Below are 25,819 nucleotides of genomic sequence, written 5' to 3'. Positions count from 1 at the left end.
GCTGATCTTCCTGCCGTTCCTGTTGCCGAGGTCGAGGGCGTGGATCGGTTCGGCGGGTCCAAGAAGCCGTAGGGTTTTGGACGCTTCTGAAGGCCTCTTCCCTGGTGGGAGGGGCCTTTGGCGTTGCTGGGGCTTGGTGCGGGGGCTTGGTGCGTGCGCTGGTTGCGGTTCCAGCGGAGGGGTCACCGGCCGGACGAATGGTCACCTTGCGAGGGTGGTCCCTCGGGCATTGTCGACGCTGCGGGGTTCATCGCCGCTTCGCGTCGATAGCGATTGGGGTACACCGCTTTTCGGCGGTTCATAGGGCTGTCCGGCTCGCTTCGCATCGCCACTTCGGGTGTGCCCGGCAGGTACCGGGCCTGGGTCTTTCCAGCAGGTATCTCGCCTGGGCGTTTCCAGCGCCGGGCGTACCTGGGCGTTTCCGGGACCACGCCTCACCTGGCATTTCCGCGCCTCACCGCACCTGGGCATTTCCAGCGCGGCCGGAGTGTCAGACCCACTGAGTACGTTGGGTCGCGGGGGAGCCACAACGCAAGGGGACCCCTGCGTCAGCCTGCCCGCGCCTCGGGCGGAAGGTGCTTGCCCGCCTGTGCCACGCCTGGGTTCCGGCGTGGCGCGGGCGGGCCGTCACGTGCGTGTCGTGGCTCAGCCCAGGGCTTCGAGCAGGTCCGCCACCAGGTCGTCGCCCGACTCGATGCCCACCGAGAGGCGCACCAGGTCCGCCGGGACCTCCAGCATCGAGCCTGCGGTCGACGCGTGCGTCATCTTGCCGGGGTGCTCGATCAACGACTCCACGCCGCCGAGCGACTCCGCCAGGGTGAACAGCTTCGTTCGTGCGCAGACCTCCAGGGCTGCTGCCTCGCCGCCCTCCACCAGGAACGACACCATGCCGCCGAAGCGGCGCATCTGCTTTGCCGCCACCGCGTGGCCGGGGTGTGACTCCAGGCCCGGGTAGATCACCTTGCGGACGCGCGGGTGCCTGGTCAGGGCTTCCGCCACCAGTTCTGCGTTGTCGGAGTGCTTTTCCATGCGCAGTTCGAGGGTCTTGATGCCGCGCAGGGTCAGGTAGGCGTCGAACGGGCCCGGTACCGCGCCTGCTCCGTTCTGCAGGAAGCCGAACGCCGCGTCGATCTCCTCGTCCGAGGTGATCAGAGCTCCGCCCACCACGTCGGAGTGGCCGCCGACGTACTTGGTCGTCGAGTGCAGGACCACGTCCGCGCCCAGTTCCAGCGGGGTCTGCAGGGCCGGGGAGGCGAAGGTGTTGTCCACCACCAGCTTGGCGCCGGACTCGTGGGCCACCGAGGCGATGGCCGCGATGTCGCCGATGTTCAGCAGCGGGTTGGTCGGCGTCTCGATCCAGATCAGCTTGGTCTCCGGGCGCACGGCCGCTCGGATCGCGTCGACGTCGCTGATCGGGGCCGGTGAGTGGGTCACGCCCCACTGCGAGAAGACCTTGTCGATCAGGCGGAACGTGCCGCCGTAGGCGTCGTTCGGGATGACGATGTGGTCGCCGGGCTTGAGGAACGTGCGCAGGGCGGCGTCGGTCGCACCCATGCCGGAGGAGAACGACCTGCCGTAGCGGCCGCGTTCCAGGGATGCCAGGCAGGTCTCCAGCGCTCGGCGGGTCGGGTTGCCGGTGCGGGAGTACTCGAAGCCCTCGCGGAGACCGCCCACGCCGTCCTGGGCGTACGTGGAGGTCGCGTAGATGGGCACGTTCACCGCACCCGTGGTCGGGTCCGGGTCCTGACCGGCGTGGATCGCCCTGGTGGCGAAGCCGTATGGGGTGCTCATGTTCGAAGGGTACTCACCCGTCTGGCCCCCGCGGGTGGTAGTCCAAGCAGTGGGCGGGAGACGGGAAGGCCCCGGTCACCGCCTCCTGGAGGTGGTGACCGGGGCCTTCCCGGACTGCTGAGGACTTACCAGCCCTGCTGCTGACCGCCGTAGCCCTGCTGCGGGGGCTGGCCGTAGCCGCCCGGCTGCTGCTGCTGCGGGTAGCCACCGGTGTTCGGCTGCTGCTGGTAACCGCCGGTGCCGCCACCGTAGGGCGAGGCCGTCTCCGGGGCGTTGACCACGATCGACTTCATGATCTTGTCGGCCCAGGTCTGCTTCTTCGGCTCCCACAGAGGGGCGAAGAAGCCCGCGTAGCACGGCAGGGCGTCGACGATGTGGCACAGCTGGCGCACGAACGTCGTTCCGCCGCCGAGCGGCTGGCCGGTCTCCTCGGAGATCAGCTTGATCTTCGCGACCTTCTTGCCGATCGACTGGCCGGTCTGGCCCTGCTTGATGACCGTGTTCCAGATGATGAAGGCGAAGTTGGCCACGTAGATCAGGATGCCCAGGAACATGATGCCCGGGGTGTCCGTGCCCACCGCGATCGCGACGATGATGTAGTACAGGATCACCGTGACGACGGTCGGGGCCGCGATGTCGATCAGGTAGCCGACGAAGCGCGAGCCCCACTCGGCGTACCCGGTGGGAGGCGGCGGCGCCATGCCGGGGGCGCCGTAGCCGGGAGCGCCGCCGTACCCGGGCTGGCCGTACGGCGAGGCCGCCGGCTGGCCGTAGGGGTTCGACTGCGGAGCGCCGTACGGCTGCTGCTGCTGCGGCTGACCGTAGGGCGAAGCCGCCGGCTGGCCGTACGGGTTCGACTGCGGAGCGCCGTAGGGCTGCTGCTGGCCGTAAGGCTGCTGCGGAGCGCCGTACGGGGGCGGCTGCTGGGCGGGGAATCCGCCGGAGCCGGGTCCCTGCGCCGGGAAGCCGCCCGAGCCGGGGGCAGCCGAGGGCGGCACCTGACCGGGGCTGACGACCTGGGTGGCGTCCGCGTTCTGCTGCGGTGCGGCAGGAGCGTGACCAGGCGAGACGACCTGCGTCGCGTCCGGGTTGGGGTTCGCCCCGGAGGGCTGCCCACCTCCCGGGACGATCTGCGTGGCGTCCGCGTTGGGCTGCTCCTGGTGCGGCTGACCGCCGAACTGGTTTCCTGGCGGCTGCGGAGCGTTCATCCGGTTTCCAACCCCCTTGGCTGGGCCGTGTACGAGTAAGACTGATGATCTGGGGCGTCACGCTATCGGACGCACGGGCCTCTACGCTCAGCGACCAGCCAAGAACCCCAGAATGTCCTGACGTGTGACGACCCCGGCGGGCTTCCCGTCCTCCAGGACGAGGGCCGCGTCGGCGTTCGAGAGGGCGTTCATCGCGATCCCGACCGGCTCGCCCGCTCCGAGCGTGGGCAGCGGCGGCGACATGTGCTTGTCGAGGCGGTCCGAGAGCTGCGCCTTGCCGGTGAACAGCGCGTCGAGCAGGTCGCGCTCGTTGACCGCGCCCGCGACCTCGGCGGCCATGACGGGCGGCTCGGCGTTGACGACGGGCATCTGCGAGACGCCGAACTCGCGCAGGATCGCGACGGCGTCGCCGACGGTCTCGTTCGGGTGAGCGTGCACCAGGTCGGGGAGCATTCCGCCCTTGCGGCGCAGCACGTCGCCGACGGTCGCGCCGGTCGAGTCCGGCGGGAGGAAGCCGTAGGAGGCCATCCAGCGGTCGTTGAAGACCTTGGACAGGTAGCCGCGGCCGCCGTCGGGGAGGATCACGACGACGACGGCGTCCTCCGGCAGGTCCTTGGCGATGCGCAGCGCGGCGGCGGCCGCCATGCCGCAGGACCCGCCGACCAGCAGACCCTCCTCGCGGGCGAGGCGGCGGGTGATGTCGAACGAGTCCGCGTCGGAGACCTCGACGATCTGGTCGGCGACGGTCTTGTCGTAGGCCTCCGGCCAGAAGTCATCGCCGACGCCCTCGACCAGGTACGGACGGCCGGTGCCGCCGGAGTAGACGGAGCCCTCCGGGTCCGCGCCGATGACCTTCACGGCGCCGTCCGAGACGTCCTTGAGGTAGCGGCCGGTGCCGGAGATCGTGCCGCCGGTGCCGACGCCCGCGACGAAGTGGGTGATCCGGCCCTCGGTCTGGCGCCAGATCTCGGGGCCGGTCTGGTGGTAGTGGCTCGCCGGGTTCTCCGGGTTGGAGTACTGGTTGGGCTTCCACGCGCCGGGGATCTCGCGGACGAGCCGGTCCGAGACGTTGTAGTAGGAGTCCGGGTGCTCGGGCGCGACGGCGGTCGGGCACACCACGACCTCGGCGCCGTAGGCCTTGAGGACGTTGCGCTTGTCCTCGCTGACCTTGTCCGGGCACACGAACACGCACTTGTAGCCCTTGCGCTGCGCGACCAGGGCGAGGCCGACGCCGGTGTTGCCGGACGTGGGCTCCACGATCGTGCCGCCGGGCTGCAGCTCACCGGACTTCTCGGCCGCTTCGACCATGCGCAGCGCGATGCGGTCCTTCACGCTGCCGCCGGGGTTGAGGTACTCGACCTTGGCCAGCACCGTGGCCTTGATGCCCGCGGTCAGTGAGTTGAGCTTGACCAGCGGCGTGTTGCCGACCAGATCGACGACGTGTTCGACGTACTCCACCGGTATCTACTCCCTGCTCACACTCTCCGAGATAGCGGGACGAAGCGTAGCTCTAGTGGCTGCGGAGGTTGGTTCGAACGGAGAGGCTCACGATTCCAGGGGAAGGGGGTGGCGCGGATGATCGGACTCAGGACGCTGCGGGCGGTGGCGATGACGGCCGCGACGCTCGGGGGCCTCTCCGGGGCGTTCGTGGGCCTGCTGAACCAGCAGGGCAGACGCGCTCGCGTGGCCATCGGCGTGCTGGAACACCTCTGGCCCGCACCCGATGGCGTGTACTTCGACGACGGCGGCGACCCGTTGCGGCTGGCCGTGCTCGGCGACTCGATGGCGGTGGGCGTCGGTGTGACACATCCCTCGCAGATGCCGGGCGTGTTGCTGGCCCAGGCGCTGGCAGAGGAGGCCGAACGGCCGGTGCGGCTCTCGACGTACGCCGTCAGCGGCTCGACCACGCGCGACCTGGTGCCGCAGGTCGACGCGGCGGTGCAGGACCGCCCGCAGGTCGCGTTGATCATCATCGGCGCGAACGACGTGACGTCGCGGATCAGTCCCCGCGAGTCGGCCCTGCTGCTGGCCGAGCAGGTCCGCAAGCTGCGCGCCGTCGGCTGCGGTGTGGTCGTCGGCACCTGCCCCGACCTGGGCATCGTCCGGCCGATCCCGCAGCCGCTGCGGACGATCGGACGCCGGTACAGCCTGCGGCTCGCGGCGGCGCAGACCGCGGAGGTCAGGCGCGCGGGCGGGGTGCCGGTGTCGCTCGGGAACCTGCTGGCGCCGGAGTTCACGGCCCGGCACGCCGACATGTTCAGCTCGGACCGCTTCCACCCCAGCGCGATCGGCTACGAGGCGGCGGCAGGTGTGCTGCTCGCACCGTTGTGCCAGGTCGCCGGGTTGTGGCCGGGGTGGGCCGCGGCGGCGCTGCCGGTGCGTTCGGCCGCGGCCCTGGCCTTGCGGCCGTCCCGCGTGCCGGCGTGGCTGCAGAAGCGGCACGCCTGAGTTTCGGAATTCTCGTCACTCGCGCTGGCCGGGGTGAGCGGCCGTTAACTAGGCTCGACGGCAACCTTGACTCTCAACGAGGAGTTTCGTCATGCCTGAGGCCGTGATCGTCTCCGCCGCCCGCTCCCCCATCGGCCGCGCGGGCAAGGGCTCGCTGAAGGACCTGCGGCCGGACGACCTCGCCGCGCGGATGGTGAAGGCGGCACTGGACAAGGTGCCCCAGCTCGACCCCGCGCAGATCGACGACCTGATGCTCGGCTGCGGCCTCCCCGGCGGTGAGCAGGGCTTCAACATGGCGCGCGTCGTCTCCGTGCTGCTCGGCCAGGACACCCTGCCCGGCACGACCGTCACCCGGTACTGCGCCTCGTCCCTGCAGACCACGCGCATGGCCCTGCACGCCATCAAGGCGGGCGAGGGCGACGTGTTCATCTCGGCCGGCGTCGAGATGGTGTCGCGGTTCGCCAAGGGCAGCTCCGACTCGTGGCCGGACACGCACAACCCGGTCTTCGGCGACGCCGAGGCGCGCACGGCCGCCACCGCCGCTTCCGGCGCCCCGGAGTGGGTGGACCCGCGGACGCTGGACGTCGTGCCGGACGTCTACATCCCGATGGGCCAGACCGCCGAGAACCTGGCACTGCTCAAGGGCGTCTCGCGCCAGGAGATGGACGAGTTCGGCGTCCGCTCGCAGAACCTCGCCGAGAAGGCCATCGCCGACGGCTTCTGGGCCCGCGAGATCACGCCCGTGACGCTGCCCGACGGCACCGTCGTCTCGGCCGACGACGGCCCGCGCGCCGGAGTGACCTACGAGGCCGTGTCGCAGCTCAAGCCCGTCTTCCGCCCCGACGGCCGCATCAACGCCGGCAACTGCTGCCCGCTGAACGACGGCGCCGCGGCCCTCGTGGTCATGTCCGACACGAAGGCGCGCGAGCTCGGCATCACCCCGCTCGCCCGCATCGTCTCGACCGGCGTCTCCGGCCTGTCGCCGGAGATCATGGGCCTCGGCCCGGTGGAGGCCTCGAAGCGCGCGCTGGCGCTGGCGGGCCTCTCGATCTCCGACATCGACCTCGTGGAGATCAACGAGGCGTTCGCGGCGCAGGTCATCCCGTCCTACCAGGACCTCGGCATCGACCTCGACCGCCTGAACGTGAACGGCGGCGCGATCGCCGTCGGCCACCCGTTCGGCATGACGGGCGCGCGCATCACCACCACCCTGATCAACTCGCTGCAGTTCCACGACAAGCAGTTCGGTCTCGAGACCATGTGCGTCGGCGGCGGCCAGGGCATGGCGATGGTCATCGAGCGCCTGAGCTGAGAATCTTTCGAGATCTGCACAGTGATACTGGCGAGTAGCTCCGTTTCACCCGAACGGAGCTACTCACTCGTCCCCTTTCTGCCGATGAGACAAAACATCGCTCAATGGCGTCATCGGGCGAGGGGATGTCCGTCCCTACCGATGAGCGAGGAGGGGTCGGACATGCCCTACGTGTGGTGGCAAAGTGAATATGACCTCCAATGCCACGCTTTCTCCCTCAATCAAGCCAACGAGCCCCGCAGCTTTTACGAGGCCGTCTGCGAACACTCGGTACCCGATGAGCGCGTGTCCCGTGATCAGGTGGGGGCGCTGTGCACGACCTGCCTGATCAAGGTGGGCACCGAGATCCCGGACGTCCGCTGGCGCGCCTAGCGCCTGCGCATCCCGATCGAACCCGGCGCGCTCTCCACGAACCCGTGCCGTGCGTAGAGCCGACGGCCGGGCGGGTCGGCCAGCAGGTTGACGTACGCGCCGGGCGCCTGTGCGTCGATGTGGTCCAGCAACGCCGTCAGGACGGCGTCGCCGATGCCTTTGCGTTGATGGTGCGGCAACACCGCCATGTCGATGATGTGGAAGTACCAGCCGCCGTCACCCAGTACACGGCCCATGCCCGCGGTTTCGCCTGATTCGACGTGAACGACGTGGCACGCGGCCCATGCGCCGTTGACGCCCTTCTCTGCTTGGTCGCGCGTGCGTTCACTCAGGCCGGATTCCTTGCGCAAACGCAAGTAGTCGTCGACGGCCGGTGGCTCCATGACGAGCCGATAAGCGGAGTCCACCCATTCCCCCTGCCGTTGAATTCTTTTCGCTTTTCCCGGAACGCCGGAGGGGCGCCCCGCCGCAGCGGAACGCCCCTCCGAGTGCACCCGGACGTCAGTCCGAGTTGAAGTACGACAGCAGGCGCAGGATCTCGGTGTACAGCCACACCAGGGTGACCGTGAGACCGAACGCGATCTGCCACGCGAACTTGGCCGGCACGCCGGCCCGGATCGCCTGGTCGGCCGCGTCGAAGTCGATCAGGAAGCTGAACGCCGCGAGGCCGATGCAGACGAGGCTGAAGATGATCGCGAGCGGGCCACCGCTGCGGAGGCCGAGGCCGCCGTCGGTGAAGAAGCTCATGATCAGGTTGAACAGCATCAGGACGGCGACACCGATGATCGCGCCGGTGATCCACTTCGTGAACTTCGGCGTGACGCGGATCGCGCCCGTCTTGTAGACCACGAGCATGCCGGCGAAGACGCCGATCGTGCCGATGATGGCCTGACCGATGACCACGACGCCCTGGCCGGGGTTGTCGGTCCAGCGGTCGATCATCGTGCCCATGATCCCGCTGAACGCGCCGAGGAAGATGCCCTCGACGGCGGCGTAGGCGATGACCAGCGGCGGGCTCGGGACTCGCTTGAACGAGATGACCAGGCCGAGCACCAGGCCGATGATCGCGGCCGGGAACAGCAGGAACCACGCCTGCATGAGGTAGGTCACGACGGCGGTGGCGGCCACCACGGCCAGCGTGATGCCGGTCTTGGTGACGACGTCGTCGATCGTCATGGGCCGCTCGCTGGTCAGCGGCGGCGGGGCCTGCTGGTAGCCAGCCTGCTGGTCTGGCTGGCCGAAACCTGCGTAGCCTCCGTACCCGCCGCCGGTCGGCAGGTTACGGAAAGCCGGGTTGCTGCTCGAGCGCACCTGGTCCTCCTGGGGCGTTGCTTTACGCCGTCACGGGTACAACGAGCACGCTCAGTGCCAGGTTCCCCGTCGGTAAAGGCGACTTTACCCCCGACAACGATCACACGTGCGCAAATACTCCGCTAACTCCGGAGCGTTATGAGACTGCGGCGTGTCACGGCGTGTCCGGCTCCAAACGAGTAACCCGCGTCACATTCCGATCACGTTCACACTCTTCGTGACGCCACACTTCCCCCTCGTGGGGGCTTGTTCCCGGCGCGGGGGACCGACAAGCTCGCACGCGGGATTATCACAGGTCAGAGGGGATCAAGATCCAAAATGGGCTGGAAACGTCTGGCCGCCGTGGCGATGGTTTCGGGGCTCGCGCTCCTGACCGTTCCCGCGACGGCGACAGCGATCGGCGTCAAGGGCATCGGCCACAACGCGTCAGGGCTCCAGCCCAACGCCACACCGGGAAGCGAGTGGCACGGGTCCTACGTCTGGCAGGACAAACACGTGTGGTGCGTCCAGTACGCACTGCCCGCGCCCGACAGCAACGTTGGGTACAAGGAAGGTGACGCGCTGCGGACCAAGGCGGGCAAGGAGCTCGCTCCGGACGTCGCGGCGAACATCTCCTACCTGCTGCTCCGCTACTCCACGACGAAGTCTCCCGACGAGGCCGCGGCGCTCGCGCACCTCCTGCACAGCTGGACGTCCGCACCGGACGGACAGGTCCGCCTCGACACCACCGACCCGAAGTACCTCGCCTACGACGCGCCCTTCTACGCCGCGCGCCTGCCGCAGTCCGTCATGGACACCGTCGCGCGCATCAAGGCCGACGCCGAGGCCAACCGCGGCCCGTGGGCGCTCAGCGCCACCGCGCCGAAGGAACCGCTGATCATCGGCACCGAGTCCACCTGGACCGTGGCGCTGGTCAAGGCGAGCGGGCAGGGCGTGCCGAACGGGACGATCGACTTCACGCTGACGGACGCGACGCTGCCCGACGGCAGCAAGACCGGCAAGGCCACCACCGGCGCCGACGGCAGCCCCGCCGCCATCAAGGTCGTCGCGACCGGCGAGAAGCCGTCGATCGCGGCCGTCGCCGACTCCCCCGCCGACCGGCCGGTCGTGCACCAGCCGATCCAGACGGACAACATGCAGCGCATGGTCACGACCGGTGGCGAGAAGAAGCTGAACGCGAACGCCAACGGCCAGGCCAAGACCGCACCGGGCGCCGTGAAGATCACGAAGATCGACTCCGAGACCAAGAAGTCGATCGCGGGCGTCGCTCTGCGCGTCACGGCCAAGGACCAGACGTCGGCCGCGAAGAAGCAGGACGACTCGGACCTGGTCGGCACCGACGGCAAGCCGCTGGTGCTGCAGACCGGCGCCGACGGCACGGTCGAGGTTCCCGACCTGCGCACCCCGCAGGAGATCTGCCTCGTCGAGGTGGCCGCGCCCAAGGGATATGAGGAGTACTTCGACCTGAAGGCGCCGCCTTCCGCGTGCGGCACGGTGGCGGCGGGCCAGACGCTCGCGCTGGAGATGGTGAACAAGCCGAACAAGCCCGTGGTCCCGAGCACGATCCCCGCGGGCACCGAGGGCCAGACGCCGGTCGCGACCGCGTCGTTCGACACGCAACTGCGTCCCGGTCTGATGCTCGCGGTGGGTGGACTGGTGCTGCTCGGTGCGGCGCTGGCAGGCTTCCTGGTGTGGCGCAGGCAGTGAGTTCCAAGGCGTTTCTGACCGGTGCGCTGGTGGCGGGACTCGCCGCCGCCGGCGTGCTGGTCGCCACGTCCGAGATCGAGGTCGTGCGTGGGCGCGCGGTCGCGGACGAGATCCCCGTGGTCGGTCCGGGCCCGGTCGCCGACAGCCTCAGCACGGGCCGCGGTGCCGACCTCACCGGGTTGATCGGCGGCGCGAACACGGACAACGCCAGGCCTGCCGACCCGCCACCCGTTCAGCAGCAACAGCCCGCGCCGCCCAAGGCCGGTCCGGGTTCCGTGCGGCTGCCCGCGGGCGGTTCGGCCACGCTGGTGCGCAAAGAGGTCAAGGACGGCGTGCTGCCCGTGCCCGACGGCATCGGCGAGGCGACCTGGTGGGGCACCGAGCTCTCCGGCGCCGAGGGTGCGACGGTCCTCGCGGGGCACGTCGACTGGAAGGGCGCGAAGGGCCCGTTCGCGGAGCTGTGGCAGGCGCAGAACGGCCGCGAGGTCGTGATCGCCGACAGCGCGGGCAAGGAGTTCCGGTTCCGCATCAGGCAGATCGAGACGGTTCGCAAGGAGGAGCTGCCGGCACGCGCCGTCGAGTTCTTCGGCCCGCGCGGCCCGCACCGGCTCGTGCTCGTCACGTGCGGTGGCACGTGGGTCGGCGGCCAGCAGGGCTACGAGGCGAACCGAGTGGTGATCGCCGAACCCGTGGGGTGACCAGTTCTCAACCCCGCGCAACCCGTTCGGGTGACAAGTCGTCTCCTTAAGTGTGAAACGGTGGGGATGGCTGTCCACGGGTGTGGCGCTGGCGTTGACCTTGGTGCTGGTGATGACCCTCGGTCCGAACAAGGATCCGGAGAACCAGTCCGAAGCCGGCCCGTTGCCGATGGCGCCTCGACTGCCCGCCCCCAAGGACACGGGTCCGACGCCGACGGTGCCCGCTCCCACGCAGGAGCAGATCGCCGGGCAGCCGTGGATGCACAAGCTCGGGCCGACTGAGAAGCCCCCGCAGTTCGTGCTCTTCTCGTTCGACGGCGCGGTGTCCAAGCCGCACTGGGACAAGGTCCTGCCGATCGCCAAGGCGAAGAACGCGCACGTCACCGGCCTGCTGTCCGGCGTCTACATGCTGGCGGACCAGGACAGCACGCTGTACCAGCCGCCGGCGGGCCTCAGGCGCGGCTCCGCCGAGATCTCCTTCGGCGGCACCAGGCAGGAGGTGGCGGCGCGCATCGGCTACCTGAACCAGGTGATCGACGCCGGCCACGAGATCGGCACGCACTACAACGGCCACTTCTGCTCGAGCGGAGTCCAGCCGTCGGTCGACAAGTGGGACAACCAGGCGTGGAACCAGGAGCTCGACCAGTTCAAGCAGATCCTCGAAAGGTCGCGGGCCGCCGGTCTGAAGCTCCCCGACAGCGCCATCCGGGGTGGGCGGACGCCGTGCCTGGAAGGCAACTGGGACCAGGCCTTCCCCGCGATGGCCTCGCACGGGCTCGTCTACGACACCAGCAAGGTGGCGCTCGGCGTGCAGTGGCCGACCGTCCAGAACGGACTGTACGAGTTCCCGATGCCCGAGGTGAAGGTCCCGGCGCTGGGCAAGCGGGTCGTCATGATGGACTTCAACCTCTGGTACTCGCTGAACGGCGCGATCGAGCAGCCCGAGCGCGCCCCCGACTTCACGCAGATCGTCTTCGACACGTACAGGTCGGTGCACCAGGCAGCGTTGAACAGCAACCGCGCGCCGATCGTGGTCGGCAACCACTTCAACGAGTGGAACGGGTCGGCGTTCTCGACCGCGATGGAGCAGTTCCTCGAGTACGTGTGCGACAAGCCGGAGACGGTGTGCGCCACCTACACCGAGGTGATCCAGTGGATGCAGCTGCAGGACCCGGCGGTGCTGGACCAGCTCCGCCGGATGCCCGCAGCCCGCAACTGGTGACTCAGCCGTCGGTGGAGATGATCCGGTCGTCCGTCGAGCCGGGAGAACCGTTGTCGTCCTGGTTCGAGGTGCCGAACCACAGCGTGCCGTCCGGCGCCGGGGCCACCGCGCGCACGCGGCCGTAGGTGGTGAACACGGCCTGCGGCGTGCCGAGCGTGGTGCCGTTCACCGGGATCCTCCACACGCGCCGGCCCGTGACCGCGCCGACGTACAGCGCGTTCTTGTACAGGGCGACGCCGGTCGGGCCGGCCTGGCTGTTGGGCCAGGTCACGACCGGGTTGGTCAGGCCGGCGACGTTGCAGTTGCCCTCGCAGGTCGGCCAGCCGTAGTTCTTGCCGGCCTCGATGCGGTTGAGCTCGTCGGTCCTGTTGTTGCCGAACTCCGTGGCGTACGCCGCGTCGCCGACCCAGGTGATGCCCTGGGCGTTGCGGTGGCCGATCGAGTAGACGACGCTGCCCGCGCGGGGGTTGCCGGCAGCGGGCCGGCCCGCGGCGTCGAAGCGCAACACCTTGCCGCCCAACGAGTTCCAGTTCTGGGCGTTGGCGGTGTTCTGGGCATCACCCGTGGTGGCCCACAGGTAGCCGTCCGGGCCCCACTCCAGGCCGCCGCCGTTGTGGTAGCGGTTCTTGGGGATCCCGGTCACGATCGGCTGCGGCGTCCCGCCGAGCTGCAGCTTGGCGACGCGGTTGTCGTTCGCCGTCGAGTAGTAGATGAAGACGGAGTTGTCCGTGGCGAACGTCTTCGACACGGCGAGGCCCAGCAGACCGCCTTCACCTCCGGTCGTCTGGGCCTGTTCGACCGTGTCCAGCTCGGTCACGGTCGTACCGGTGATCTTCTTGATCTTGTGGGTGTCCCGCTCGGTGAAGATGCCGCTGCCGTCCGGCAGGAACTCGACGTCCCACGGGATGTCGAGCTTCGTGGCGAGTGTGCGCTCGGCCAGAGGCCCGGGGTCGTTCTGCGCCGAGGCCGGGATGACGCAGAGGCCGGCCGCCACGGCAGTGCAGGCTGCCGCGGCTGCGATACGACGAGCACGCATGTGCTCTCCTTCGGTCCGCTCGTGAACTAGGCTTCGGCGGCGGAGTTGCAGGGCGTGGTTACCCAATCACACATCGCAGTAACCAGGAAAGGACATCCGATGTGTGTGGTCGAAACAGGAAGATTTGCTATCGATGTGTCCACTGATCAGATCTTCCACCCGATGACTTCAGGTAACTTCCCATACAGTCTGGACCTCGGCCATGCGGAGGTCCTACCGTGAGGTTCGCCGCCGCGCCCCCAACGGAAAAGCGCCTCGTGCCCGCTCCGGGCCCGCAGGCCGGACACCCGAGGAGTTGCGCATGAACGTTGCCGTCACCACCACCGAGCCCAAGCTTCCCGAGGTCAGGCGCGAGTGGGTCAAACCCGACTTCCGCGACTTCGAGACGCCGATGGAGGTCACCGCCTACGCGGCCCGCAGCTGACATCAGGCTCCGCGCCGGGGTTCCCCCGGGAGCCCCGGCGCCGCACGCGTCCTTCCCGGTCGACCGAGGAGTTCCGAGTCCATGACCGCCGTCGCCCCCGCGGAGTTCGTCGGCGAACTGCGCGCCCTCGCACCCCGCTACTGGGACAGCCACCCGTTCCACCTGCGCATGCACGCGGGTCAGCTCGGCAAGCACGAGCTGCGGGCGTGGGCCGCGAACCGCTGGTACTACCAGCGCTGCATCGCGCAGAAGGACGCCGCGATCCTCTCCAACTGCCCGCTGCCGGACATCCGCCGCCAGTGGCGCGAGCGGATCGTCTGGCACGACGGGACCCGGCCGGGTGAGGGCGGTGCCGAGAACTGGATCCGCCTCGCCGAAGCCGTGGGCCTGACCCGCGACGAGGTGCTCGACGAACGGCACGTGCTGCCCGGCGTGAGGTTCGCCGTGGACGCCTACGTGAACTTCGCGCGCACCCGACCGTGGGTCGTCGCGATCGCGTCCGGACTGACCGAGATGTTCTCGGGTGCGTTGATGCGCAAGCGTTTGACGGCGTTGCGGGAGCAGTACCCGTGGATCGCCGAGGAGGGCTTCGCGTACTTCACCCACCGCATCCAGGCGGTCGCCGGCGAGGGACAGGCCACTGTGGACATCGTCGTGGAGCACTCCGTCACGCGGGAGCAGCAGCTGGCCGCCATCGCCGCTCTGTCGTTCAAGTGCGACGTGCTGCGGGCCGTGCTGGACACCGTCGACTACTACTCGGGCAAGCCGTGAAGCCGGACGCCGTGCCACGCATCCGGCGCGGGGTGAAGTGCACCTACGACCAGACCCGTTCCGCGCACGTCGTGCTGTTCCCGGAAGGGGTGCTGGTGCTGAACGAGACAGCTGCTTCCGTTGTGGCGCTGTGCGATGGGGCCCGGTCCGTCGGGGACATCGCGGTGGCCCTGGCCGACGAGTACGACGGGGTCGAGCCCTCGGACGTCGCGTCGCTGGTCGCTCGCCTGGTCGAGCGGAGGGTGGTGGACGTCGATGGCTGAGGCCCCCTTCGGCCTGCTGGCCGAGCTGACGCACCGGTGCCCGTTGCAGTGCGGCTACTGCTCGAACCCCGTCGAGCTGGTGCGGCGGGACGCCGAGCTGCCGACCGAGGACTGGCTGCGCGTGTTCGACCAGGCACGTTCGCTGGGCGCCCTGCAGATCCACCTGTCCGGCGGCGAACCGTTGCTGCGCCCCGACCTGCCAGAGCTGGTCGCGCACGCGAACAGCCTCGGCTGCTACGTCAACCTGGTCACGTCGGGGGTCGGCCTCTCGCTCGACCGCCTGCGGGACCTGGCCTCTCGCGGCGTCGACCACGTGCAGCTCTCCCTGCAGGACGCGACCCGTGCCGGCAACGACCGGATCGCCGGGATCAGGGCGTTCGACCGCAAGGTGGAGGCCGCGTCGTTCGTCCGCGACCTCGACCTGCCGCTGACCGTCAACACCGTGCTGCACCGGCAGAACCTCGACAACATCGCCGGCATCATCGCGATGGCCGAGGAGATGGGCGCCGACCGCCTGGAACTCGCCAACACCCAGTACTACGGCTGGGCGCTGCGCAACCGCTCCGTCCTGCTGCCGACGCGTGCGCAGCTCGCCGTCGCCGACCCGATCGTCGCCGCCGCACAGGAACGTCTGCGCGGACGGATGGAGATCGTCTACGTCATCGCCGACTACCACGAGGCCCATCCCAAGCCGTGCATGTACGGGTGGGGCGCGCGGCAGCTGACGGTGGCGCCGAACGGCGACGTCCTCCCCTGCCCCGCCGCGACCGTGATCTCCACCCTGGAGATCGAGAACGTGCGCGACTCGTCGTTGCACGACATCTGGCACTCGTCGCCGTCGTTCAACGCCTTCCGCGGCTTCGAGTGGATGCGGGACCCCTGCCGTTCGTGCCCGCGCAAGGAGATCGACTTCGGCGGGTGCCGCTGCCAGGCGTTCCAGCTGACCGGTGACGCCGCCGCCACCGACCCCGTCTGCTCCCTGTCCCCTGCCCGGTCCACGGTGGACCTGATCCTGGCGACCGAGATGGCGCCCGCGTCCGTTCCCCCGATGGCGATGAGGAAGATGCGGTGAAGGCGGTTCTGCTCGGCACCACGGCCGGTGGTGGGTTCCCGCAGTGGAACTGCGCTTGTCCGTTGTGCGTGCGCGCTCGCTCGGGTGCGTTGCCGTCGCGGTCGCAGGACTGCCTGGCGATCACCGGTGACGGCACGGACTGGTGGCTCGTCAACGCCTCGCCCGACATCCGCACGCAGATCGCCGCCTGCTCGCTGCTGGCCCCCGGACCCGGCCCGCGCGACACCCCGTTGCGCGGTGCGTTGTTCACGGACGCCGAGCTCGACCACACGCTGGGCCTTCTGACGTTGCGGGGTGGTGCGGGCCTGACGGTGTGGGCGCCCGGCGCGGTGCTGCACGCGTTGCGGGACCAGTTCGACCTGCGCACGGTGATCGACGGCTACGCGCCGCTGGAGTGGCGGCCGGTGGAGTCGTCCTTCGAGCTCGGCGGTCTGCGCGTGACGGCGATCCCGATCAGCGACAAGCGGCCGAAGTACGCCCGGTCGTCCACTGTGGACGGCCCCTGGGTGGTGGCCTATTCCTTCCAGGACCTGGTTTCCGGGGGCGTGCTCGTCTACGCGCCGTGCCTGGCTTCGTGGCCCGGCGGTTTCGACGAGGTCGTGGCCGGCGCCGACTGCCTGCTGCTCGACGGCACCTTCCACGCGGCGTCGGAGATGGGGTCGGCCACCGGCAGCGCGTCAGGCCAGGCGCTCATGGGCCACCTGCCCGTGGTGGAAAGCCTGCCTCTGCTGGGGCGCTTCCCCTCCGTCCGACGCCTCTACACGCACCTCAACAACACCAACCCGTTGCTCGACCCGGCGTCCCCGGAGTCGGCGTCCCTGCGTGCCGCGGGTGTCGAGGTGCCCCTGGACGGCACCGTGATCGAGCTGTAGATCGGCCACAATCACCGGATGTCCTAGGTGATCGGTGGCCGCCCGCTCGCCACGCGGCTGGTGGCGGAGATGCCGTCGTTCGTGCGACGGGTGGTCGCGTCGCTGGTGGAACGCGTCCCCGGCTACGCCCAGCTGCCCGCCGAGGAGCTGGACGGCGACATCTACCGCGTCACCGAGCACACGCTGCGCGCGTTCGCCGCCGTGCTGGCCTCTGGCGAGCTGCCTTCCGCCGAGGAGCTCCGCTTCCTGCGCGAGTCGGCGGCCCGCCGAGCCGGGGAGGGCGTGCCGATCGACGTGGTGCTGACGGCGTACCACGTGGGCATCCAGGTCGTGTGGGAGGCGATGTTCGACCTCGAGGGTTCGGCGCGCGCCGCGCTGCTGACCGGGCTGCTCGCCGGAACCGTTGCGGCGTCAGGGCCTCACGTCGTGCTGGCCCTGCACGTCCCGCCGCACCCGGACGAGCTGCGCGGGTGGGACGTTCCCCGGAGTCATCCGGTCGCGTTTGTGACCGATCACAATGGCCCCGTGACTCCAGGAGACCTCCTCGCGCTGGCCGCGCAGTCGTGCGCCGACGCCGCGAAGCTGTTGCAGGACATGCACGTGGACGTTTCCGCGAAGGGCAGGTTCGACCAGGTGAGCACGGCCGACCTGGCGGTCGAGCGGTACCTGCGCGCGGCTCTGACCACCGGCGCACCCGGCTCCGCGGTGGTCGGCGAGGAGCTCGGTTCCGAGCAGGCGCGCATCACCTGGTTCGTCGACCCGATCGACGGCACCCGGAACTTCGTGCGCGGCATCCCGCTGTCGTGCGTCTCGGTGGCCGCGGCGGTGGACGGTTCTCTGGTCGCGGGCTGTGTACTGGACCCGTTCCGCGACGAGCTCTTCACGGCGGCCGCGGATGTGCCCTTCGAGGTCCGCTCGACCGGCCTGACGATCAAGCCGGGCGTGAGCCCCCGCCCGGTGGTGCTGACCGACATCCCGTTGCCCGGCAGCCCGTACTCCGGCGAGATGGACCTGTTGGGCGACCTTCTGGCGGTCGCCGACGTCCGCCGCGTCTACTCCACGGCCCTGTCCCTCGCCTGGGTGGCGGCCGGTCGCGCGGACGCCGCGGCGAACCTCGGCGTGTTCCCGTGGGACGTCGCGGCCGGCGCGGTGCTCGTCCGTTCGTCGGGCGGGGAGTTCCACGAGATCGGCGCGAACGGGTTCGTGGCGGGTCGGGGTGAGATCGTCGACTGGCTTCGTGAGCGGCTGGAGGGCATCGTCTCGTGATCACTCCCGCCCGCCGTGCCGCAGCGCCTCCAGGCTCGACCCGCGACGGCGCCGGACGAGCTCGCGCAGCGTGCCGACGTTGCGGTAGCCGACCCGGCCGGCGATGGACTCGGCGCTGAGCGCGGTGGTGCGCAGGAGGTGCGTCGCCTCGTCGAGGCGGATGTCCTGGACGAAGTCGAGCGGCGACCTGCCCAGCACCGCCTGCGCGGTGCGTTGCAGGGTGCGCGTGCTGACGCCCAGGGCACGGGCGGCGTGGGCCAGCGGAGGCGGGTCGGCGAGGTGCGTCCTGGCCCACCGTTCGAACGCGGTCATCAACGGGTCCGCCTGCGCCAGCTGGGTCGGCAGGGCGAAGGCGGCCTGCGAGGGCCGGTCGCCGATCAGCAGGTAGCGGGCCACCAGGTCGGCGAGGTCGGGGCTGCGCTGCTGCACGACCCACAGCGCCAGGTCGATGTGCGCGAAGGCGGCGCCCGCGGTGGTCCGGTGACCGTCGCTGACCACCGTGCGGGAGTCCTCCAGCTCGACGGACGGGTAGCGCTGCCGGAAGGCGGGCCCGAGCCACCAGCTGGTGGTCGCCCGCCGCCCGTCGAGCGCGCCCGCCTCGGCCAGGAAGAACGCGCCGCTGCACGCGGCGGCCAGCGCGGTCCCGGACCCGGCCGCGGTCGCCGCGAGGTCGAGCACCCAGGCGTTGGCGGGGTCGCGAACCGCCGCGACCACCTGGTCCGGCGTCCGAAAGCCCACCGCGGGCATGACGACGAGGTCCTGCTCCCCCGGCGCGACCTCCACGTGCGGCACCGTGGCCAGCCCCAGGCCGTTGCCCGTGCGGACCTGCGTCCCCGCGCCGACCACGGTCACCGAGGCGAGCGGTGCACCACCGTCCCCGGCACTCAACGCGTTCGCGGCGCCGAGCACGTCCATGATCGCCGCAAGACCGGAGTCGAACATGCCCTCGACAGCCGTCACCGCAATGCGCATGTCGCAAACGGTACTGGAACCGTCGTTTACGCCACTTCTGGCTGCCCCGCCGACCTCATAGCTTGATCACCAGGCCGGAACGCCCGGTCCGTTCGAGAGGAGATCACGCCATGGCACTGAACTTCGGCGTACTGGCCCTGCTGACCGCGGAGAAGGGCGAGGAGGCGCGACTGGCCGCGTTCCTGAAGTCCGGCCGCGACGTCGTCGAGGACGAACCGGGCACCAAGGTCTGGTACGGCTTCCAGATCGACGACTCGACCTTCGGCATTTTCGACGCCTTCGACGACGAGGAGTCGCGCCAGGCGCACCTCACCGGCAAGATCCCCGCCGCCCTGTCCGAGGTGGCCCCCGAACTGCTCGCCACCGCCCCCGACATCCGCACGGTCGACGTGCTCACGTTCAAGCACACCGCCTGAACCGGCCGGGGTGAGATCGTCGACCGACTCACCGAACGGCTGGAAGGCATCGTCTCGTGATCGATCTCAACGGCAGGGTCGTGCTGGTCACCGGGGCCGGCGGCACCATCGGCGCGGGCATCGCGCGGCAGTTCGAGGCCGCGGGGGCGCGCGTCGTCCGCCACCGCGGCCGGGAGGACGGCGACCTGCGCACGGAAGCCCGGCGCGTGGTCGACGAGGCAGCCGCGGAGCACGGCCGTCTGGACGCGGTCGTCAACAACGCGGGCGTGCAGCCCGTGGAACCGTTGGCAGGCATGACCGTCGAGCAATGGCAGTCCGTTGTGGACACCAACCTCACGGGTCCGTTCGCCGTCACCCAGGCCGCCGTCCGCCACCTGCCGGAAGGCGGTTCGATCACGCACATCGCGTCGGTCGAGGGCACGCACCCGGCGCCCGGACACGCCCACTACGCCGCCTCGAAGGCCGCGTTGATCATGCACGCGCGTGCGGCCGCCCTGGAGTACGGGCCGCGCGGCATCCGCGTCAACGCGGTCTCGCCGGGCCTGATCTCCAGGCCCGGCATCGAGGAGCAGTGGCCGGAAGGCGTCGAGAGGTGGCGCACCGCCGCGCCGTTGGGGCGACTGGGCACGCCGGAGGACGTCGGCGACGCGTGCGTGTTCCTGGCCTCCGACCTGGCTCGGTGGGTCACCGGCCACGACCTCGTGGTGGACGGCGGTGTGACGGCTCGCCCGACCTGGTGATCGAGGTGGCCCGGAAGGACCGGGATCTGTAACGCTCTCTAGACCATTTGGCGACTAACGATGCGGGCGTTGGTCGTACGTCGGCGTCGCCGATGGTCAGAGAGGACCGGAACGCGTGTCGGTGGAGATGGTCTGCTCGTTCGCGGAGCTCGACGTGCTGGGAGTGGCGTTGCGGCTCGACGTGCGGCAGTTCCCGTTCTCCATCCCGCACTTCGCGGCGGACGCCGAGGCGCGGCTGAGGCTCGGGCGGACCGCCCAGGACGACCTCACCGCGCGCGGCCTGATCCGCGACAACGGCATCGTCCCCGAACTCGTGCAGGCGTTGACCGTGTACGCGCGAGGGCAGGTTGTCATCGCTCTGCGCGGTGTGGCCGCACACGAACAACACCTCGCCCTCGGGGCCATCGGCGACGGTGTCGGCGTGCTGGCGGTGCAGCAGGGCAAAGCCCTGCGGTTCTCGTTCGCACAACCCGAGTCGGTCGTGCGCCGCCTCGTGGGTCTGCTGCCCCCGCTGTGCGCGGGCCCCGGCGCCTCGGTCACCGTCACCGCCGATCCCGCACCTGCCAGGCGAAGGCGGACCGAGGAGGACTTCTCCGAGTCCACGTTCACCTCGACCGTCCGGGCGGGCGGTGACTCGCAGGCAGCACAACGAGCCGCCGCGGCGGACCTGCTCCGCCGTCCCCGGCTGGGCGGTGGCGACTTCCTCGTCAGCGTCCGCGGCCGCAACGGCCGGCTGGGCAGTCCGGTCACGATGAGCTGGCTGGACACCCGAGAAGGCCGCTACGCCGTGCTGACCAGCACCGGGTCCGACGGTTGCCTCCACGCGACCTACACGCCGGCCGACCTGGCCGGGCTCGACCGGCACCTGACCCACGTCGTGCAGTCGGTGCAGTCGTGAACGGCGTCGGTCACGCAGAGATATCACCGGATACGGTGAGCGATGTTTTGCTAACGTCGGGGCACCTCTCGGAGAGAGACAGTCGTGAGTGAACACTGGGCGGACCCCACCCCCTTCAGCAGCGCGCTCGACGACCTGAAGGCCTCTGGCGCCGGTGTCGGATGGGCGATCAACGACTCCGGCGGCCAAGCGCTGATCAACGCCGCGAAGGACCTGTACGACGAGCTCGGCGAGATCTTGTCGCAAGCGGATCAGCTCACCGAGGAACTGCCGTTGGGCGTGACGCCGGCGGCACAGGTGTACAAGCCGTTCATCGCCACCGTGGCCTCGGACCCGGCCCAGGGCGCGATCACGGTGCTCAAGAAGCTCCGGAAAGAAGCCCTCGAGTTCCAGAGCGAGGTCGAGAAGGCGATGGCCGCCTACGAATCCACCGACATGGACAACCAGCAGGCCGTCAGGCTGGCCGGTAACCCCATCGCGTGAACCGCAGAGGAATGCACGTGAGAGCACGCATCATCCTGACCACCCTCGCCGCCGGCGTCCTGGTGCTCGCCGGCGCCTGCGGGGAGACGACGAGGGGCGACGCGCGGCCGATGACCGAGACGCCGGGCACCGCGTCCCCGACACCCAGCAGCCCGGCGACCGGCTCCCTCAGCGAGGTCGACCCGTGCTCCTTGCTGACGGCGGACGACGCCGGCGCGCTGGGGGCGACGGCGGCACCGAAACGGGAGACGGTCGGCACCGCCGACACCTGTGCGTGGAAGCCCACCGACGCGAACCTGAGCGTGGGAATCCGCACGAACCTCGGCCTGGCGCAGACGCAGTCGAGTGGCGGTCAGATCACCGACATCACCGTCGGGGACCGGCAGGCGAAGCAGGTCAGCGGCAGAGCGTCGGGCGGCTGCCTGGTCGTGCTCGGCGTCACCGCGTCCTCCCGCGTGGACGTGACCGTCATCCCGCCACCCGATGGCGACGGATGTCCGCTGGCGCTGAAGGTCGCGGGTCTGGTCGAGCCGAAGCTGCCGTGAACGGCTGTTCTGACCACGGGGTCGAAGGGGAAAGCAGATGAACGAAGCGCCACGTGGTCGTTCGAGCGACGTCTACGCACGGTTCGGCCTGGAGAGGCGCGGGGAGGTGCACACCGTGCACCAGCTCCACGACCAGGTCATCGCCTCCAACACGGCGGCTTACGGCCCGATCGTGGGTCCTCTGCTGACCATGTTGCGCGGCAACGACCAGCTCGACGACATGCTGGAAGGCCAGTCCGTGGCCCTGCTCGGGCAGGGCGTCCCGTCCAGGCAGGCCCCCGCCGCGCCCGCCGTGCACTACCTCGGGATCCCGCACCAACAGCTGTACGACATGGTCAACAACGGCGTCGACGCCGGCGCGGTGGGGCAGGCGGGGTTCACCTACACCCAGATCGGCAACAGGCTCACCGCGTTCCAGGACCGGATCGCCGCCGCGATCGGCGACAGCGAGACGGAGTGGAAGGGCACAGCCGCCACCAAAGCCCACAGAGCCATGGCTCAACTGGGCAACAGGGCTGCCGAAGCCGGAACAGCAGCGCAGCTCGCGGGCACGTTGATCACGCAACAGTCACGTGCGCTGAGCACCGTGCAGCACGCCGTGCCCCCAGCGCCCGCACAGCCGTACGACCCCGCGGCGGCCAACGCCCGACGGATGACGATCACCAACCCGATCCAGTACGCCGTGCAGATGTCCGCCGACATGTCCGCGTACCAAGAGCAGCAGGAAAAGCACGCGGACGCGGCGCGCGCGGTCGAGACCTACGACCGCACGGTGACGCAGACGGCAACGGCCCAGCCCGGCTTCGCACCCGGTCCCCCGGCACCGCCGCCACCGCCGCGGCCAGAACCTCACCCACTGCCCCAGCCCCTGCCCCAGCCGACGCCCCGACCACGCCCTCCGGCCGGCATCGGCGACTCGACCGGCCGCAGGAGCACTCCCGTGGCGACACCCGGCGACACCACGAGCGCGGCGTGGACAGCGCCGCCGGTCAGCGGCACGAACACCACCAGCGCCAGCGGCCTGAACGGTGTCGTCGCGAGCGGCGGCCAGTCCGGCGACAGCACCCACCACCGCGGCGGGAACCCGGGATTCTTCGCCGGCCCTGTTCCCGACAGCAGGGGCGCAGGCCGCACCAGCGGTCCCGGAGGCACCGGACGCGGCGGCAGCGGCCCAGGCGGCTCACGCGCGCCCAGTGGCGGCGCGGGCTACGCGAACCCCAACGCCGGCAGGGGTTTCGGACCTGGCGGGTCAGCCGGCGTGCTGTCCGGCGAAGGCACGGCGAGCCGCAGCGCCACGGGCACCGGTGCCACGGCGAACAGCCGCAGCGGTCCGGGCGCGATGGGAGCCATGGGCGCCGGGCCCGCGAAGGGCAAGGGTGACGAGGACCTGGAACGGACCACGCCGTCCTACCTGCAGGAACCCGACACCGACGGGATCTTCGGCAGCGACGCGAGGGTGGTCCCGCCGGTGATCGGCGGCTAGCGGGACCCGACTCGTGACGAATGCCACAAACGAGCCATTCATCGCCCGGCGTCCCGCCGTGCCCGGTCATCGACCTTGTCAGAGCCGTGACCTGCAGCGACGACCTCACGCACGATCACCCGGCTCGGCGTCCACCCGACGACGCCCATGATCAACTGGTGATTACTCTCCGGCTTCTCCACGGACACCGAACGGAGGCGGCGGACACGGCCGAACGGACCGTCGAAGACGTGTCCACGAGCAAGAAAAGCCTGTTCAGGCACCAGATCCTGACGCGGATGCGATGGTGCCCCCGACGGGATTCGAACCCGTACTGTGATCCTTTTAAGGGACCTGCCTCTACCGATTGGGCTACGGGGGCGCGGTGAGCCTAGGCCTTGATCGTCGGCTTGTGTGAGCGGATGGTCGTTTCTCGCCCGAGCGGCCCAGCGAATTGGACTAGAGCGAGCATCGGCCTAAGCGTCGAACGGACCCGAACATCAGCGGGTCCTCCCCGCGCCGAGCAGCTCCTTGAAGCGCTGCGCCACCCAGTCGTGCACGGCCGCGGAGACCGCGTTGTCGCCCGCGCGGTGCTCGAACCAGCGCCAGTCGCAGTTCACGTTGATCTCCAAAAACACGTGCTCGGAGCCGGTCACGAGCAGGTCGAACGCCGCCACCTGCACCCGCCAGTGACGGGCCAGGGCCAGCAGCTTGTCCAAGAGTGACGCCGGAACCGTGGTGGGCGTGACGCGAACCGCGTCGGGGTCCACCCAGAGTTGTGCCGGGTCGAGCTTGTCGACCTGGTAGGCGATGCAGTGCTCGCCCACCACGAAGACGCGCAGCTCCGTGTCGGACGGGACGTACTCCTGCACGATCACCGGTGCCGGTTCGGGGGCGTCCGAGGCGCGTGAGGTTTCCAGCGGGCGCGGGAACAGGCCGTGTTGCACGCCCGGGCGTGGTTCCAGCAGGTGGCGGCCTGCCGTCTTCACGATGCAACTGCCGCCGCCTGGGCGCGTGCGGCCTGGACGGGTCGTCACGGCCGTGCGCGGGGTGCGGAGGCCGAACGCGGACGCGTCGGAAAGCTGCGTCAGGCGGTCCAGATGCGTCGAGAAGCGCGACGGGTTCACGTGGGCCCAGTCGGAGCGCGACGACAGCCAGTTGGCCACTGAGGCCCACTGGTCGACGGCGTAGGCGCCGGCCAGGGTTCCCGGCTCGACGGGGATCGCGGAGAGCTCGAAGTGGCGGCGCCACACCAGCAGGGGGCGCAGGAGCCAGCGGTCCAGCTCGACCAGCGGCTGGTCGGTGTAGACCGACAGCGGGATGTCGGTGCAGCGGTCGGCGTCGATGCGGGCCATGCGGATGCCGCGCTCGGCCAGTGCGATGGAGAGCTCGTTCATCTCCATGTCGGCGGCGCGGGCCAGGACGAGCACGCAGGGTTGCGGGTTGCCGTCGCCCTCGTTGACCATGCCGAGGCGGTGGACCTGTTCCTGGAAGTCCAGGCACTTGGGCGGTGAGCGGAAGAGGTAGTCCTGACCCTGCAGGAGCAGCGGCCTGGCAGCCTCGGACGGGGCGCTCGGCACCCGTCCGTCAGCTGACCTCAATCGTCCTTCTTGCTGCGGAAACTCTGCCCCGCCTGCGCGTACTCCGCGGCGTACCGCGCCAACGCGGGGTCCTCGATCTCGCCGCGACGAAGCTGTGCGGCCAGCTCCTCGAGAGACATCGGGTTCACCTCTCTCCCCACATGGCAAATCACGCATTCAGGTGATGCACCAGCCGTAGTCTCTGAAACACGTAACGCAATGTCAAGACAGCCTCCACAGCTTACGCCGATTGGGGGCTCAAGTTCCGCCTGCGGAACAAAGAAGTGCCCCGAATGATGTCTCATTCGGGGCACTCAGTCACTCACCGAGAGTGAGACGAGCAGTACTCCCGCGTCAGGACTGCACCGCGCGGTCGAAGTCCGACTTCGGGTCGTTGATCTGGCCGAGCGCCACGACCTCGCGGCCGTAGAACAGCGCCTGCGTCCAGTCCATCAGCACGCGCAGCTTGCGGTTCACGGTCGGCATGAACATCACGTGGTAGCTGCGGTGCATGAACCACGCGGGCACGCCCTTGAAGCGCAGGCCGAACACGTCCGCGACGCCCTTGTAGAGGCCGAGGCCCGCGACCGAGCCGAGGTACTTGTGGAAGTACTCCTTCGGCTCCTTGCCGCGCAGCGTGGCGACGATGTTCTTCGCCAGCAGCTTGGACTGACGGATCGCGTGCTGCGCGTTGGGCACGCAGGTCGCGTTCGGGTCCTCTTCGGTGCGCGACAGGTCCGGCACGGCCGAGCAGTCACCGGCCGACCACACGCCCGGCAGGCCGACGACCTGCATCGCCGCCGTGCAGCGCACCCGGCCGCGCTCGTCGAGCGGCAGGTCGGTGTTGCGCAGCATCGGGTTGGCCTTCATGCCGGCCGTCCAGATGATGGTGTCCGAGTCGAACTCGGTGCCGTCGTCGAGGACGACGTGGCCGCCCTCCAGCGACTTCA

Annotated in this window: 28 protein-coding genes and 1 tRNA gene; 18 read left to right on the top strand and 11 right to left on the bottom strand. The window is 69.8% G+C overall.

All coding sequences use genetic code 11. The features are described 5' to 3' along the window. Positions 1-645 precede the first annotated feature (645 nt). The 3 genes from VM306_RS22555 to VM306_RS22545 form a co-directional block, all read right to left on the bottom strand. The gene (locus VM306_RS22555; RefSeq protein WP_325518266.1) at positions 646-1,791 is read right to left on the bottom strand and encodes a cystathionine gamma-synthase; all 1,146 of its coding nucleotides are present in this window, start codon (positions 1,789-1,791) and stop codon (positions 646-648) included. A gap of 125 nt (positions 1,792-1,916) precedes the next feature. Next, a complete protein-coding gene (locus VM306_RS22550; protein ID WP_325518264.1) occupies positions 1,917-2,999 on the bottom strand; it encodes an RDD family protein in 1,083 nt (360 codons plus the stop codon). 87 nt (positions 3,000-3,086) lie between these two features. Beyond that, positions 3,087-4,457: a cystathionine beta-synthase gene (locus tag VM306_RS22545; protein ID WP_325518262.1), complete on the bottom strand. Its 1,371-nt coding sequence runs from the start codon at positions 4,455-4,457 to the stop codon at positions 3,087-3,089. Positions 4,458-4,574: 117 nt separating this feature from the next. On the opposite strand from VM306_RS22545, the gene VM306_RS22540 reads away from it, so the two are divergent. The 3 genes from VM306_RS22540 to VM306_RS22530 all read left to right on the top strand — a co-directional run bounded on the left by VM306_RS22540 (position 4,575) and on the right by VM306_RS22530 (position 7,131). After that, positions 4,575-5,447 (top strand): SGNH/GDSL hydrolase family protein, encoded by an 873-nt coding sequence (locus VM306_RS22540; RefSeq protein WP_325518260.1) that lies wholly within the window; start codon positions 4,575-4,577, stop codon positions 5,445-5,447. A 91-nt stretch (positions 5,448-5,538) separates the two neighbouring features. After that, entirely contained in the window at positions 5,539-6,759 is a 1,221-nt protein-coding gene (locus VM306_RS22535) for an acetyl-CoA C-acetyltransferase (RefSeq protein ID WP_325518258.1), read from the top strand. 162 nt (positions 6,760-6,921) lie between these two features. After that, positions 6,922-7,131 (top strand): hypothetical protein, encoded by a 210-nt coding sequence (locus VM306_RS22530; RefSeq protein ID WP_325518257.1) that lies wholly within the window; start codon positions 6,922-6,924, stop codon positions 7,129-7,131. On the opposite strand, the gene VM306_RS22525 is transcribed toward VM306_RS22530, so the two are convergent. Together VM306_RS22525 and VM306_RS22520 are read right to left on the bottom strand one after the other, a co-directional pair. Then, the gene (locus VM306_RS22525; protein WP_325518255.1) at positions 7,128-7,514 is read right to left on the bottom strand and encodes a GNAT family N-acetyltransferase; all 387 of its coding nucleotides are present in this window, start codon (positions 7,512-7,514) and stop codon (positions 7,128-7,130) included. The two genes, VM306_RS22530 and VM306_RS22525, sit on opposite strands and share 4 nt — an antisense overlap. A 118-nt stretch (positions 7,515-7,632) precedes the next feature. Further along, positions 7,633-8,442: a Bax inhibitor-1/YccA family protein gene (locus tag VM306_RS22520; RefSeq protein ID WP_325518253.1), complete on the bottom strand. Its 810-nt coding sequence runs from the start codon at positions 8,440-8,442 to the stop codon at positions 7,633-7,635. Between the two features lie 318 nt (positions 8,443-8,760). On the opposite strand from VM306_RS22520, the gene VM306_RS22515 reads away from it, so the two are divergent. From VM306_RS22515 to VM306_RS22505, 3 genes are read left to right on the top strand one after another with little or no spacing between them, the layout of a single operon-like run. Beyond that, the gene (locus tag VM306_RS22515) at positions 8,761-10,149 is read left to right on the top strand and encodes an MSCRAMM family protein (protein ID WP_325518251.1); all 1,389 of its coding nucleotides are present in this window, start codon (positions 8,761-8,763) and stop codon (positions 10,147-10,149) included. Then, on the top strand, positions 10,134-10,847 hold the full coding sequence (locus tag VM306_RS22510) for a class F sortase (protein ID WP_325518249.1): 714 nt from the start codon (positions 10,134-10,136) through the stop codon (positions 10,845-10,847). Before VM306_RS22515 ends, VM306_RS22510 begins: the two co-directional genes overlap by 16 nt. A gap of 52 nt (positions 10,848-10,899) precedes the next feature. Next, positions 10,900-12,069 carry a polysaccharide deacetylase gene (locus VM306_RS22505; RefSeq protein WP_325518247.1) on the top strand — a complete coding sequence of 390 codons (1,170 nt, stop codon included), beginning with the start codon at positions 10,900-10,902 and terminating at the stop codon, positions 12,067-12,069. A 1-nt stretch (position 12,070) separates the two neighbouring features. On the opposite strand, the gene VM306_RS22500 is transcribed toward VM306_RS22505, so the two are convergent. Further along, the gene (locus tag VM306_RS22500) at positions 12,071-13,105 is read right to left on the bottom strand and encodes a PQQ-dependent sugar dehydrogenase (RefSeq protein WP_325518245.1); all 1,035 of its coding nucleotides are present in this window, start codon (positions 13,103-13,105) and stop codon (positions 12,071-12,073) included. Positions 13,106-13,406: 301 nt separating this feature from the next. Between VM306_RS22500 and pqqA the strand changes: the two genes are divergently transcribed. From pqqA to VM306_RS22470, 6 genes are all read left to right on the top strand, one after another. After that, the gene (gene pqqA / locus VM306_RS22495; protein WP_325518243.1) at positions 13,407-13,529 is read left to right on the top strand and encodes a pyrroloquinoline quinone precursor peptide PqqA; all 123 of its coding nucleotides are present in this window, start codon (positions 13,407-13,409) and stop codon (positions 13,527-13,529) included. Positions 13,530-13,610: 81 nt separating this feature from the next. Further along, positions 13,611-14,300: a pyrroloquinoline-quinone synthase PqqC gene (gene pqqC, locus VM306_RS22490; RefSeq protein WP_325518241.1), complete on the top strand. Its 690-nt coding sequence runs from the start codon at positions 13,611-13,613 to the stop codon at positions 14,298-14,300. Then, positions 14,297-14,563: a pyrroloquinoline quinone biosynthesis peptide chaperone PqqD gene (gene pqqD / locus VM306_RS22485; RefSeq protein ID WP_325518239.1), complete on the top strand. Its 267-nt coding sequence runs from the start codon at positions 14,297-14,299 to the stop codon at positions 14,561-14,563. Before pqqC ends, pqqD begins: the two co-directional genes overlap by 4 nt. Beyond that, positions 14,556-15,635: a pyrroloquinoline quinone biosynthesis protein PqqE gene (gene pqqE, locus VM306_RS22480; RefSeq protein ID WP_325518237.1), complete on the top strand. Its 1,080-nt coding sequence runs from the start codon at positions 14,556-14,558 to the stop codon at positions 15,633-15,635. The genes pqqD and pqqE overlap by 8 nt, the downstream gene beginning before the upstream one ends. Then, complete coding sequence (gene pqqB / locus VM306_RS22475) at positions 15,632-16,507, top strand: pyrroloquinoline quinone biosynthesis protein PqqB (protein WP_325518235.1); 876 nt, start codon at positions 15,632-15,634, stop codon at positions 16,505-16,507. The genes pqqE and pqqB overlap by 4 nt, the downstream gene beginning before the upstream one ends. A gap of 27 nt (positions 16,508-16,534) precedes the next feature. Continuing rightward, positions 16,535-17,773 carry an inositol monophosphatase gene (locus tag VM306_RS22470; protein ID WP_325518233.1) on the top strand — a complete coding sequence of 413 codons (1,239 nt, stop codon included), beginning with the start codon at positions 16,535-16,537 and terminating at the stop codon, positions 17,771-17,773. On the opposite strand, the gene VM306_RS22465 is transcribed toward VM306_RS22470, so the two are convergent. Then, entirely contained in the window at positions 17,774-18,745 is a 972-nt protein-coding gene (locus VM306_RS22465; RefSeq protein WP_325518231.1) for a GlxA family transcriptional regulator, read from the bottom strand. A gap of 110 nt (positions 18,746-18,855) precedes the next feature. Here VM306_RS22465 and VM306_RS22460 point away from each other — a divergent pair, with 110 nt between their 5' ends. The 6 genes from VM306_RS22460 to VM306_RS22435 all read left to right on the top strand — a co-directional run bounded on the left by VM306_RS22460 (position 18,856) and on the right by VM306_RS22435 (position 23,310). Beyond that, the gene (locus VM306_RS22460) at positions 18,856-19,161 is read left to right on the top strand and encodes an antibiotic biosynthesis monooxygenase (RefSeq protein WP_325518230.1); all 306 of its coding nucleotides are present in this window, start codon (positions 18,856-18,858) and stop codon (positions 19,159-19,161) included. 56 nt (positions 19,162-19,217) lie between these two features. Then, entirely contained in the window at positions 19,218-19,901 is a 684-nt protein-coding gene (locus tag VM306_RS22455) for an SDR family oxidoreductase (RefSeq protein WP_325518228.1), read from the top strand. Between the two features lie 115 nt (positions 19,902-20,016). Further along, positions 20,017-20,799: an ESX secretion-associated protein EspG gene (locus VM306_RS22450; protein WP_325518226.1), complete on the top strand. Its 783-nt coding sequence runs from the start codon at positions 20,017-20,019 to the stop codon at positions 20,797-20,799. Positions 20,800-20,883: 84 nt separating this feature from the next. Then, positions 20,884-21,282 carry a hypothetical protein gene (locus VM306_RS22445; protein ID WP_325518224.1) on the top strand — a complete coding sequence of 133 codons (399 nt, stop codon included), beginning with the start codon at positions 20,884-20,886 and terminating at the stop codon, positions 21,280-21,282. Positions 21,283-21,299: 17 nt separating this feature from the next. Next, the gene (locus VM306_RS22440) at positions 21,300-21,827 is read left to right on the top strand and encodes a DUF3558 family protein (protein WP_325518222.1); all 528 of its coding nucleotides are present in this window, start codon (positions 21,300-21,302) and stop codon (positions 21,825-21,827) included. A gap of 37 nt (positions 21,828-21,864) precedes the next feature. After that, the gene (locus VM306_RS22435; protein ID WP_325518221.1) at positions 21,865-23,310 is read left to right on the top strand and encodes a hypothetical protein; all 1,446 of its coding nucleotides are present in this window, start codon (positions 21,865-21,867) and stop codon (positions 23,308-23,310) included. Between the two features lie 284 nt (positions 23,311-23,594). On the opposite strand, the gene VM306_RS22430 is transcribed toward VM306_RS22435, so the two are convergent. The 4 genes from VM306_RS22430 to VM306_RS22415 form a co-directional block, all read right to left on the bottom strand. Beyond that, positions 23,595-23,671: transfer RNA gene (locus VM306_RS22430), tRNA-Leu, on the bottom strand. Between the two features lie 118 nt (positions 23,672-23,789). Further along, positions 23,790-24,890, bottom strand: a complete 1,101-nt coding sequence (locus VM306_RS22425; RefSeq protein WP_325518219.1) for a hypothetical protein — start codon at positions 24,888-24,890, stop codon at positions 23,790-23,792. Then, complete coding sequence (locus VM306_RS22420) at positions 24,887-25,009, bottom strand: hypothetical protein (protein ID WP_325518218.1); 123 nt, start codon at positions 25,007-25,009, stop codon at positions 24,887-24,889. Before VM306_RS22420 ends, VM306_RS22425 begins: the two co-directional genes overlap by 4 nt. 214 nt (positions 25,010-25,223) lie before the next feature. Then, the coding region (locus VM306_RS22415) for an NAD(P)/FAD-dependent oxidoreductase (RefSeq protein WP_325518216.1) at positions 25,224-25,819 on the bottom strand (596 nt) is incomplete at its 5' end.

This window comes from Lentzea sp. (genome assembly GCF_035525475.1).
GTDB lineage: Bacteria > Actinomycetota > Actinomycetes > Mycobacteriales > Pseudonocardiaceae > Lentzea.
The sequence above is the reverse complement of the archived record's forward strand: the minus strand, read 5'-3'. Positions and strand labels throughout refer to the sequence as shown.

Coding starts and splice junctions, on each gene's coding strand:
- pqqA (WP_325518243.1), top strand. CDS start 13,407: ATGAACGTTGCCGTCACCACCACCGAGCCCAAGCTTCCCGAGGTCAGG.
- pqqE (WP_325518237.1), top strand. CDS start 14,556: ATGGCTGAGGCCCCCTTCGGCCTGCTGGCCGAGCTGACGCACCGGTGC.
- VM306_RS22535 (WP_325518258.1), top strand. CDS start 5,539: ATGCCTGAGGCCGTGATCGTCTCCGCCGCCCGCTCCCCCATCGGCCGC.
- VM306_RS22525 (WP_325518255.1), bottom strand. CDS start 7,514: ATGGAGCCACCGGCCGTCGACGACTACTTGCGTTTGCGCAAGGAATCC.
- VM306_RS22460 (WP_325518230.1), top strand. CDS start 18,856: ATGGCACTGAACTTCGGCGTACTGGCCCTGCTGACCGCGGAGAAGGGC.
- VM306_RS22530 (WP_325518257.1), top strand. CDS start 6,922: ATGCCCTACGTGTGGTGGCAAAGTGAATATGACCTCCAATGCCACGCT.
- VM306_RS22550 (WP_325518264.1), bottom strand. CDS start 2,999: ATGAACGCTCCGCAGCCGCCAGGAAACCAGTTCGGCGGTCAGCCGCAC.
- VM306_RS22500 (WP_325518245.1), bottom strand. CDS start 13,105: ATGCGTGCTCGTCGTATCGCAGCCGCGGCAGCCTGCACTGCCGTGGCG.
- VM306_RS22435 (WP_325518221.1), top strand. CDS start 21,865: ATGAACGAAGCGCCACGTGGTCGTTCGAGCGACGTCTACGCACGGTTC.
- VM306_RS22420 (WP_325518218.1), bottom strand. CDS start 25,009: ATGTCTCTCGAGGAGCTGGCCGCACAGCTTCGTCGCGGCGAGATCGAG.
- VM306_RS22555 (WP_325518266.1), bottom strand. CDS start 1,791: ATGAGCACCCCATACGGCTTCGCCACCAGGGCGATCCACGCCGGTCAG.
- VM306_RS22465 (WP_325518231.1), bottom strand. CDS start 18,745: ATGCGCATTGCGGTGACGGCTGTCGAGGGCATGTTCGACTCCGGTCTT.
- VM306_RS22515 (WP_325518251.1), top strand. CDS start 8,761: ATGGGCTGGAAACGTCTGGCCGCCGTGGCGATGGTTTCGGGGCTCGCG.
- VM306_RS22540 (WP_325518260.1), top strand. CDS start 4,575: ATGATCGGACTCAGGACGCTGCGGGCGGTGGCGATGACGGCCGCGACG.
- pqqC (WP_325518241.1), top strand. CDS start 13,611: ATGACCGCCGTCGCCCCCGCGGAGTTCGTCGGCGAACTGCGCGCCCTC.